Below are 10,141 nucleotides of genomic sequence, written 5' to 3'. Positions count from 1 at the left end.
AGTATCAAAAATGAAAAAATTGTTTGCGTTTCTAGTTGCTACTTGTTTACTAGCCCTATCTTTTTCATTCAACTTAACTCGAGTAGATGCAGCCAGCTATGACAAAGCCTATGCAGCTAAAACCCTTGTTGTAAAGTCATCCCCAGGCTCAACATATAAAACATTAGGGGAAATTAAAGCAGGGCATTTGGTGGAAGTATATGGCGGTGTAGCTGTTGGGAAGGATCAGGACAACTGGTATTCTTATCAGCAATATGGTTTTTCAAAAATCAAATACAACAACAAATATGCATATGTCAAAACAGACGACCTTAGATTTGCTGATCCATTTAATTGGGCACCAGGAGTAAAGTCAGAAGTGATAAAAAGTGTTTATAATAACCAATATGTTACAAAACAAGATAAAATAAAATTAGTCAAATTAGCTGACTCTAGTAAAAAAGGTTCTCCAGGTTTTTACACTATGTATGTACAGCAAAATGGAAAAGGTAAATGGATCGAGCTTATCACTATTAACTGCAAAACAGGTTGGTATCACGGTTAGTATTACTAGTTGCTGAAATTTCGGGTGCTATCTTGTTGTATGCAGGGTGGAAATTTTAAAACAAAAAGACACTTTAACAGAAAAAGGATAACATTAAGTTGCCCATGTGGGTAAGATCAAACTTTTTTATAGTAACGAAACTTAGATCATTTGGGAAAGAAACCATTTTGATCAATTTTTTTCAAAATGGTTTCTAATATTTATCATAAATTGCCAGTTTGTTAGGTGTTTTTGATCAAACTTATTTTAAAAGCAATATTAGTAAGTTAAAAATTGAAAAATTAACCTAACTTAATTCCTGAATCAATTATTGCTTCCTCGACAACTTCCATCACAATTTGGCTCTGTTCTAACATATTATTGGCTTTGGTGTAATCACTTTCATTGATCATTCTTGCAAATTCACAAAATTCTTCATACATTCTATGAGGGTGGACTTTATTATCGATGATTCGGCTATCCTCTTCATTAATATTCAACTCAAAAGAATCACATACGTTGGTAGGACCGTTTAATACAATGGATCCCTTATCGCCTTGAATTAAAGTACGTATCGGTGCTGTCGAGTCCTTTGCACCAATACAAACTACTTTACAGGTTGGATAGTTTAATAAAAGAATGCCAGATGTATCAATATCCCTTTCAACGTTTGCAAGATACGTTACCGAATCAGGCTTTCCTAAAACTCCAACCACAAAGTGGATATTGTAAATATTGATGTCCATTAATGCTCCTCCGCCTGCTTTAGGGTTAAAAGCCGGCATGATTTCTCCCTTTTTAAAAGCATCATATCGAGAAGAATATTGAGAATAATTACACTCGATTATTTTTAAATCTCCAAGAGCATGAATGGATTCTTTAATTGATAAGTAATTGGATAAATATTGGGTCGTAATCGCTTCTATTAATATCAAATGATTTTCTTTTGCAATATTTCTTAGCTCCGTAAACTCACTAACCTTTAGTGTAAATGGTTTTTCACAAATGACATTTTTTCCTCTTAATAATGCATTTTTTGAAAAAGAATAATGTAGATGATTGGGTAATGCGATATATACGGTATCAATATCTGAATCCTGTAAACAATCTTCATAATCGGTATATATTTTTCCAATTCCATATTCGTTTTTCATTACTTCCATTTTTGGTATACTTCTTTCCGTACCAAAGATGGCTACTAATTCAGTATCGGGTAAATCTCCGGCTATAGTTAAAAAATCAGCAACAATTTTTCCAGAACCTATTATTGCAAGTTTCATTGTCATTCACCTCATTATTGTTATGCAAATATCTACTCCTAATCTTCGATTTTGTTAATACCTTCTTCAAGAATTTCTATTTGTCGAATGGTTTCTTCATCTTTAACTATTTTTTCTTTTCCATAGATAATTGATTCAACAATGCCATCATAAATACGCCCGTAGTCACCAACTTCTGAAGTGACTTTTTCTTCATGGTATTTTCCATCATCATCTATATAAGTTAGAACGCCGTAGTGCTCTGGTAAATCTATACCGAAATCCTTATTAGAGGGCATATAAAATAGTTTCAAGTGTTCTTCCTGCCGATCTTTTGACTGCTTTACAAAAACACCTTTTTTACCATATAAGACAAAGCTAGGGCGTTCTTTCAAACGAAAATAGCTGGACTTAATAGACACCTTTTTAGAGTCATAAAGGAAGTCCAAATCAAAATAGTCATTCATATGTCCTTTTCCAAGTAGCTGTCTAACATCATAAGTAATACGATTTGGATTACCGAAGAGAGACAAAACTTGATCTATCGTATGGCATCCGTGTCCATACAAAAAGCTGAATTCTTTAGAAAATCCTTTTGCAGACATAGGTACTTCAGGTCTAAAATAATCAAAGTGCATTTCAACTTCAAAAATATCTCCTAAAACACCACTATTCATAACCTTTTGAACTGTTAAGAAATCTGAATCAAATCGGCGATTTTGATAACATTGAATAAATAGATTTTTTTCTTTTGCAAGGGCAAATAACTCTTTTGCTTGGTCAGAAGTCTGTGTAAATGGCTTTTCGACTAATACATTTTTGCCATTTTCTAGAGCCAATTTAGCATATTCATAATGGTATTCTAATGGAGTACAAATGACGACCAATTGAATCTCCTCATCATTCCAGATTGTATTAATATCATTAACATAATTTACACCTGATACTTTCCTCCAAACACTGTTCTTTTCCTGTGAGTAAATGGTTTTTACACGAATCCTTTCATTTTTTAATGAAAAAGGTAAGTGATAACGGTTGGTACTTTTTCCGTTTCCGATATAAGCAATAGTTAACATGAAAAATTCCTCCAATTCTCTTTTGTAGCTTGATTATATTTAAGGTGATAAGGTTTGGGAATACTTTTATATCAGATAGGACCTCATTTTCAACAATACTTAGAATAGGTGATACTAGACTGAACATAATGTTTAAGAAGGTGCTCATTTTAGAAGATGTTGACGAGAACTTCTGTCAAAATTATGATTTATATTACATTGAGTGATTATTTTTTTCAGTGTGTGTCGGATCTTATTAGATATATAAAATAATGGCTTATCGAAAAAAATATGGAGGAAAATATGAATTTATTAAAGAAACTTGAAGAAAAGCAGGGCTTTACTGACACCGAAATAAGGATTGCTGATTATATTTTAATAAACCAAGAGGATGTTCCGAATATGTTTATTCAGGAACTTGCTGAAAACACATTTACCTCCCACTCTGCCATTATTAGACTTAGTCAGAAGTTAGGATACTCAGGATATAGAAATTTTAAAGTAGCATTAATTCATGAAATCCAAAGTAATAAACATGCAGTTGCACATGTTGATCCTAATTTTCCTTTTCTACCAACTGACAGTTCAATTAACATTGCCAAAAAAATGGCTGACTTGACGATTGAAACCATCAGAAAGACACTAGTGAAACTAGATCAGAATCAATTAAACAAAGCTGTAGAAATGATGAGAAATGCTAACAAAATTTATCTTTTTGGAAATGGAGACTCTCAGATTCGTGCCCGCAGCTTTCAAAACAAGTTTATAAAAATTAACAAACACTTAATCATCGCTGATGAGTATGGGGAAGCAACATGGAATGCATTAAGCTTGGGCAAAACGGACTGTGCCATTTTTATTAGTTATGCTGGTAGCTCGTATTTCTACTTGAACATACTAAAATATTTAGCTTCAATGAAAATTCCAACCATCATTTTAACGGCAAATTCAGAATCCTCTATTTCTAAATTGTGTGAGTTGATAATAGAAGTGCCTTATGATGAATACGACTTTTTTAAAGTGGGAACCTTTTCTTCACAAATTTCCTTTGAATATATCTTAGATACACTATTTTCCATTATTTATGCGAAGGAATACACCAAAAACCTCCTTGATCTAAAGAAAAAGGAAGAGGCTATTAGAAAATGGGAGCTGCATTAATCATACTTAATGAGTCATGTTGATTTTTCACTTAGTTATTCCAGAAAAGAGCATTTTCCGGAGTAACAATCAATAAGAAATTTCTCCTTTACTATTTTAATTTTCTTATTTTATTCAATAATAGGGCGCATTTCCGGAATAGGGATTTGCGCTTTTTGCTTGAAAGGGCTAATTAATGGAATAATGCAGGAGATTTCAAAAGGGTAACGAAATACAAAATTTATAAATAGAAGGAGTGTGATTGGTTATGTCTCATGCAAAAGATGTTTTGAAAGATCAATTATTAGCAAATGCGAACGATATTAGCTGGTATGTTCCGTTTTCGAAATCAGTAGCAAACTTAAAAGAGGAAGAAGCGTTTTGGAAACCTAATGATGAAAGCAATAGTATTGCAGAAATTGTACAACATCTCCTATACTGGAATGAAACTTGGCAAAAAAGATACAAAAAATCTCATGTGAATGCCGTTGCGCCCATAAGTGACAATAATGAAAGCTTTATTATTCCTGAAAATAAAACGTTTGCTGACTTAAAACAGAGCCTCTTAGAAGTCCTGCTTAAATGGCAAGACTTACTTACTGAAGAAAAGGTAGAAACTGATGTGAATGGTTTCCCTGAGACCGCAAAGTGGTGGGAAGTCTTAGGAAATTTGTCCACGCATAACGCATACCACATTGGACAAATCGTTTACATTAGGAAACAACAAAAAAGCTGGAAATTTAATACTAAAGGGGATTAAATAAGACTACCCGTTCACGTACAAGCATTATTCAGACACCCTCTTTTATTAATTAAAAATGAAATTGAATTTATGGATATCGTAATAAAGGATTTATTGGAAAAAAGTGACGATAAGGAGAATGGACAAATGTTAATAAAAAATTTCTCACCTTTTTCAGGCCAACACTGTGAAACTACTGCTACCGGAAGTTTGCTAAAAAATTTAGGAATTGAAATGTCTGAAGCGATGTTGTTTGGCATTGGTGAAGGATTAGGTTATATATATTGGGACATGAAAAACATGGATTTTCCGTTCCTTGGAGGAAGAGTTAAACCAGATCTTCTTACCCATAGCATTGTAAATAATTTAAATCTTCAATTGGATGTAAAAGAAACTTCTTCCCAAAAAAAGGCTTGGGAAAATGTAAAACAGAATATAGATAAAGGAATTATAGTAGGATTGAAACTTGACAGTTATTACTTAGATTATTTTACCAATAAAGTACATTTTGCTGGCCATTATGTGGCTATGTATGGATATGACGATCGTTTTGCCTACCTAGTTGATACCAAACAGCAGGGTGGTTTAGTAAAAACAATTCTCGAAAATTTGGCATTGGCAAGAAACGAAAAAGGTCCAATGTCTTCAAAAAATCTATCTTATACCATCAAGAAAAAAGAGGGTGTACCAAATTTAAAGGATGTGATAACAAAAGCAATAAAAAATAACGCTATTGCTTACATTAATCCTCCTATTAATAATTTGGGCTATAAAGGTATTAAGAAAACAAGTGTAGAGATTAATAAATGGTTTGAGAGAAGTAAAAATATTGAAAAAGATTTAGTATTAACTGCTACTCTAATGGAACGTGGAGGAACCGGAGGCTCCCTCTTTAGAAATATTTACAGAGATTTCTTAAAAGAATGTTTGAGTTTATTTGATAATGTTCTTATACAAAACGCCTACAATCTGTTTACCGAAATTGCGCCAATGTGGGAGGTAACAGCTAAGTTGATCATAAAGGCTGGAGAAACTCAGGAATTACTATTCTTAAATCAAGCTTCTGATCTTCTTTTGGAGTTATCAAACAAAGAATATGATGCAATGAAGCAACTATCAAGAATCAGTTAAATGTGGTGTATCCAGAAAAATTGAATTTAGAGAAATGGTACAGTTAGCCGTAAACCTTATTCTACGCTTTTAGATAGATCCCAACTGAATCAACTTCTTTTCAAAAATATAAGTTCTGCTTTTGTTTAAAAAGAAGTGCCCTAAAAGGCCCCTAATTTAAACTATATTTGTTTAATAATGAAGTATGTTAAATGATTTCACTTAAATAAAGGGTGCTTGAGTGAAAGTTAGTTATTCAGAGATGATCGCTTAGGCGGTCATTTTTTCTTGATATGCTAACGGGAGTTTAGTTGACCAATGGTAATTAGTTTTTTTCAACAATCAAGGCCATTTAATTGAATAAAGCATTTTGAGAAAATCATTATCTGTGAAAGAGTTTGTGAGAATTCTCACTTGGACTAACAGTGCAGTTTTGTTGAAGAGAAGTGTTTAACTTGTGTTAGACATAGGGTCAAATTCTTGAATAGACTTCCAACCAAAAATGGATATTTATGTTAATATTAGAATGATATTGTGATGAAATGCTAAACAATAATCCTTAAAAGATGTCTTAATATGGAATTTGTGTCTAATAATATTAATTTCAGACCTAGGAGAGGACAATGTTAGCTAACTTAAATGACTACTTAAAAGAATTAATGGTTTATATTCCTGAAGGAGTAATCAGCCTACGAGATTTTCGAAACGAGCAAAAATGGATTAGTTCAAACTATAAATTTGGAATGCCGGGTATTAGAAAAAATTTAAAGGAAGTTATTTGGAATGTTGAAATTAAGCCATTTTATCTTGCCAAATATACGGTGACAGAAGAATTTTATGCGATTATTTGGGGGAAGAAGTTTTTAACAACAACTGAGGATCGAAAACCAGTTGTTAATGTTTCATGGAAAGATGCAGTGAATTTTTGTAACTTATTATCTGATACATTGGGTTATGACAAGTTTTATGAAATTGATAATGAAAGTAAATCAGTTCATTGCCATTATAGTTCTAATGGTTTTCGTTTACCGACAGATGCTGAATGGCAATATGCATGTAAGGCAAAATCAAAAGGATATCGGTATGGTGAAATTGATGAAATCGCTTGGTATAAAGATAATTCTAACGAACGAGTACACGAGGTTGGAAAGAAAATGCCTAATGATTGGGGCTTATATGATATGATCGGGAATATTTGGGAGTGGTGCTGGGATTTATACGACGAAGAGATATTTGGTAATTACAGAATAATTCGTGGAGGCAGTTGGGCTGAAGAAGAACGTGGATGTGGAGCCACTTGCCGTCGAAAGAGTATGCCAGATTTTTATATAGATGATATCGGATTTAGAATTGCTAGATCAATCGTTTAGTAATTTGAAATACTATATTGATGTACGTTAATAGGAATATATAAGTGGATACAGGGTTCATAGAACCCAAAAGAGGTATGAGAGGATAATTTCTCGAAACTTTCTGAGATACTTTTCTGCAAATTTTAAGTAAGAAGCAAGAAGATCCTAAATAATGTTGGACGATCTTTCCATTAAGGGCGTATTTCTTGAATAAGAAGGCGTCTTTTTGTATTGTAATGGATTTCGAACAAATACTTATTAGTGATAGGATTTATATTAATTTGTAAAAGAGATTGTGAAGGATGACACTAAAAGTCTCGGGTGCAAGAGCAGAAGAACAGCTGTCATTTAGACGGCTTTTTCTTATGCAACTACAGGGGTAGAAGAGTTGTTTTATGATAAAATATTATTAATGAATAGTAATATTTTGAATTTTAATACGATTTAGTTGGAGGTCTTTTCTTTATGGAACAATACCAGAAAGTATATGTTGCCTTAAATAAGATGAATATTCCATATGAGGTTGTTGAACATCCTCCTGCTTTGACAACAGAAGAAGCAGATAACTATATTGTTGGAAAAGAGGGAGTACGTACTAAAACACTTTTTTTAACTAACAAAAAAAAGAATGCATATTATTTAGTAATTATGGATGATGTAAAGCAACTTGATATGGAAAACCTTGCAGAAATTCTTAATGAAAAACGAATTAGCTTTGGATCACCAGAAAGGTTAATGAAAAAAATGGGGTTACCTCCTGGTTTTGTTTCCATTTTTGGATTGCTAAACAATGGTGAACATGATATAAAAGTCTACTTAGATAAAGAGATGCTCTCAGAAAGATTGATGAGTTTTCACCCAAATGACAACACTAAAACTATCTTTATTGCTACTGTGGATATGTATAAATTTATAACTGCAATTGGTTACGAGTACAATATTATTGAACTCTATTAAAACAAACCATGTTTGTAGGAGGTAAAGAAAATGCAAGATTTACATATACTGTTGCAAGAATACGAATTACTTCACAAAAAATAGGACATTTTAAAAGATGCAAAACAATCCATTAAAGTCATTAAAAATAAAGTGGAGGAGGAACAAATTCCGTTAGGCTCCTCTAAACTTGGTGGTCTACCGGATATGCCTTTAGATTGGGAGTTTCCTAAATACAAGAATGGTTATCTCTCGTTTTTAGGACAATTTGACTTAAATGAAGTAAAACCATATGACGAGGAACATATTCTTCCGAGTAATGGAATCATTTATATATTTTATGATGTAAAAGAACAACCATGGGGTTTTGAAGAGGACGAAGGTTGTTTTAAGGTTTTATACTTTGATGGGGACAAAAAAGAGTTAAGAAGGAAAGAGTACCCGGAAGAGACCGAAGACTATTTCTCTTTACCTGTTTTTAAGGTGACATTCGTAAACAGACTGACACTTCCGGAGAATCCAGAAGATATTGAGTTTAGTGATGACGATGAAGAAAACTACTCTGAAATGAGGCAAGAACTTATTCAGCCAAGTGATGATCAAGGAAATTACGAACCGGCTCACTACATGTTGGGGTATCCATTTAGCATCCAAAATGATGTATTTGATGAATTTGATCTTAACCCGGAAGAAGCTGTTCTTCTCCTACAGATCGATTCAGATGAAGAAGATATGGAATTGCTTTGGGGAGATTCAGGCATTATCTATTTCTGTATTGATAAGACCTCATTAGTTAATAAGCAATTCGATAAGGTTCAATTTACACTGCAATGTTTCTAACTCATGATGTTATATTTATCGAAATATTGTTGAGTGATCTCCATTTAAACAGCGCTATCCATAAATAAGGGTCAGCGCTTATTTTCATTTTTGGGCCAGATTTTAGAGCAACTTCTTTAAAGAATTAGATCTATATATTAAATTTTAAATGAATTTGTGAAATGGTAAACTTAAAGTAAAAACTTAATGTTCAATTATATTAAGAGTGGAAAAAGTAGAAAAAATGTATCCAAATTAGAATACATTTTTTTCAGTAGCTTATACCTTTATGTCGATGGAATGACCTAAAGTTGGATGTGGCGCTTGAAGCATTTCAACCATTTGTGCTGCATTTTGCTCGGCATTATCGATAGACATTTTCGTTAAAGCTAGACTAACATTTTGACCAAGTGAAGCTTGGTGCATGCTAATTGATAAAGCTGCAATATCCAAGAAATACACCTCCCTTATTATTATTATCGGCTATATATTACTAAAATTAAGACCATTATTGCAAAATAATTGAAATATAGAGACACACCAGTTTTGTCGGCAGGAGACCCTTTACAATTCAACAAAAAAGTTGTACCCAATAAAGATACAACTTAACTTTCTTCATGTGTATTTGTGTGTTTAATACAGTAAAGACCATTAATCAATCGAGTTTTAGCTGGTAACAAAATGCACATTTTTCAAAACCATAGATGTCATAAAAACGATGTGCTTTTTCTCTAGCAAGACCAGTATCAAGGAACATTGCAGTACACCCTAAATCTTCAGCTGATTTTTTAGCATAATCCATCAACCTACGCCCGTATCCTTTACCACGATCCTCTTCGTTAGAAATAATACTAGATACATAACAAGATTTTCCTGAGTGCCAGAACGTATTGAAATAAGTTCCATGACAAAAACCTCTTACTTTTCCTTCGTCATAAAGGAAAAATGCGAAATCATTTTCATTTTCCACCACTTCTTGATAGACTTTCTTAATTGTTTCTTTATCGTAATCATTTGACGTCCATAATTTTTCAATATAATCAAATGCAATATCAAATTGATCCATTGTTGCATGCTTAATCTCCATTTCATCCCTCGCTCCCCATTAAATTATCTTTAGTTATGAATGATCTACTTTTTTAAAGTGATAAATGTTAATTTATTGAATTTTGTTAATATTATATCACGTCATATAGTTATTACTC

11 protein-coding genes are annotated in these 10,141 nt (G+C 32.6%); 7 read left to right on the top strand and 4 right to left on the bottom strand.

The genetic code is table 11. The features are described from left to right. Nucleotides 1-10 precede the first annotated feature (10 nt). Complete coding sequence (locus V7083_RS17810) at nucleotides 11-544, top strand: cell division site-positioning protein MapZ family protein (protein WP_335480391.1); 534 nt, start codon at nucleotides 11-13, stop codon at nucleotides 542-544. 281 nt (nucleotides 545-825) lie between these two features. On the opposite strand, the gene V7083_RS17805 is transcribed toward V7083_RS17810, so the two are convergent. Then, nucleotides 826-1,803: a Gfo/Idh/MocA family protein gene (locus V7083_RS17805; protein WP_335480389.1), complete on the bottom strand. Its 978-nt coding sequence runs from the start codon at nucleotides 1,801-1,803 to the stop codon at nucleotides 826-828. Between the two features lie 38 nt (nucleotides 1,804-1,841). Further along, complete coding sequence (locus V7083_RS17800) at nucleotides 1,842-2,858, bottom strand: Gfo/Idh/MocA family oxidoreductase (RefSeq protein WP_335480387.1); 1,017 nt, start codon at nucleotides 2,856-2,858, stop codon at nucleotides 1,842-1,844. Nucleotides 2,859-3,140: 282 nt separating this feature from the next. Between V7083_RS17800 and V7083_RS17795 the strand changes: the two genes are divergently transcribed. From V7083_RS17795 to V7083_RS17770, 6 genes are all read left to right on the top strand, one after another. Next, nucleotides 3,141-3,998 carry a MurR/RpiR family transcriptional regulator gene (locus tag V7083_RS17795; protein ID WP_335480385.1) on the top strand — a complete coding sequence of 286 codons (858 nt, stop codon included), beginning with the start codon at nucleotides 3,141-3,143 and terminating at the stop codon, nucleotides 3,996-3,998. Nucleotides 3,999-4,245: 247 nt separating this feature from the next. Further along, nucleotides 4,246-4,737, top strand: coding sequence for a DinB family protein (locus V7083_RS17790; RefSeq protein WP_335480383.1), 492 nt, complete (start codon nucleotides 4,246-4,248; stop codon nucleotides 4,735-4,737). Nucleotides 4,738-4,866: 129 nt separating this feature from the next. Further along, nucleotides 4,867-5,850 (top strand): BtrH N-terminal domain-containing protein, encoded by a 984-nt coding sequence (locus V7083_RS17785; RefSeq protein WP_335480381.1) that lies wholly within the window; start codon nucleotides 4,867-4,869, stop codon nucleotides 5,848-5,850. Between the two features lie 602 nt (nucleotides 5,851-6,452). Then, nucleotides 6,453-7,199: a formylglycine-generating enzyme family protein gene (locus tag V7083_RS17780; RefSeq protein ID WP_335480379.1), complete on the top strand. Its 747-nt coding sequence runs from the start codon at nucleotides 6,453-6,455 to the stop codon at nucleotides 7,197-7,199. Between the two features lie 447 nt (nucleotides 7,200-7,646). Further along, complete coding sequence (locus V7083_RS17775) at nucleotides 7,647-8,138, top strand: prolyl-tRNA synthetase associated domain-containing protein (protein WP_335480377.1); 492 nt, start codon at nucleotides 7,647-7,649, stop codon at nucleotides 8,136-8,138. A gap of 132 nt (nucleotides 8,139-8,270) precedes the next feature. Then, a complete protein-coding gene (locus V7083_RS17770) occupies nucleotides 8,271-8,957 on the top strand; it encodes a YwqG family protein (RefSeq protein WP_335480375.1) in 687 nt (228 codons plus the stop codon). A gap of 258 nt (nucleotides 8,958-9,215) precedes the next feature. Here V7083_RS17770 and V7083_RS17765 read toward each other — a convergent pair whose 3' ends face one another. Together V7083_RS17765 and V7083_RS17760 are read right to left on the bottom strand one after the other, a co-directional pair. Beyond that, a complete protein-coding gene (locus tag V7083_RS17765; RefSeq protein WP_335480373.1) occupies nucleotides 9,216-9,389 on the bottom strand; it encodes a YjfB family protein in 174 nt (57 codons plus the stop codon). 202 nt (nucleotides 9,390-9,591) lie between these two features. Next, the gene (locus V7083_RS17760) at nucleotides 9,592-10,023 is read right to left on the bottom strand and encodes a GNAT family N-acetyltransferase (RefSeq protein WP_335480371.1); all 432 of its coding nucleotides are present in this window, start codon (nucleotides 10,021-10,023) and stop codon (nucleotides 9,592-9,594) included. Nucleotides 10,024-10,141 lie beyond the last annotated feature (118 nt).

Source organism: Bacillus sp. JJ1764 (genome assembly GCF_036962145.1).
Lineage (GTDB): Bacteria > Bacillota > Bacilli > Bacillales > Cytobacillaceae > Neobacillus.
The sequence above is the reverse complement of the archived record's forward strand: the minus strand, read 5'-3'. Positions and strand labels throughout refer to the sequence as shown.

Bases quoted from the DNA above. Each gene is read 5' to 3' on its own strand.
- V7083_RS17760 (WP_335480371.1), bottom strand. From the start codon at position 10,023: ATGGAGATTAAGCATGCAACAATGGATCAATTTGATATTGCATTTGAT.
- V7083_RS17785 (WP_335480381.1), top strand. From the start codon at position 4,867: ATGTTAATAAAAAATTTCTCACCTTTTTCAGGCCAACACTGTGAAACT.
- V7083_RS17790 (WP_335480383.1), top strand. From the start codon at position 4,246: ATGTCTCATGCAAAAGATGTTTTGAAAGATCAATTATTAGCAAATGCG.
- V7083_RS17775 (WP_335480377.1), top strand. From the start codon at position 7,647: ATGGAACAATACCAGAAAGTATATGTTGCCTTAAATAAGATGAATATT.
- V7083_RS17810 (WP_335480391.1), top strand. From the start codon at position 11: ATGAAAAAATTGTTTGCGTTTCTAGTTGCTACTTGTTTACTAGCCCTA.
- V7083_RS17780 (WP_335480379.1), top strand. From the start codon at position 6,453: ATGTTAGCTAACTTAAATGACTACTTAAAAGAATTAATGGTTTATATT.
- V7083_RS17800 (WP_335480387.1), bottom strand. From the start codon at position 2,858: ATGTTAACTATTGCTTATATCGGAAACGGAAAAAGTACCAACCGTTAT.
- V7083_RS17795 (WP_335480385.1), top strand. From the start codon at position 3,141: ATGAATTTATTAAAGAAACTTGAAGAAAAGCAGGGCTTTACTGACACC.
- V7083_RS17805 (WP_335480389.1), bottom strand. From the start codon at position 1,803: ATGAAACTTGCAATAATAGGTTCTGGAAAAATTGTTGCTGATTTTTTA.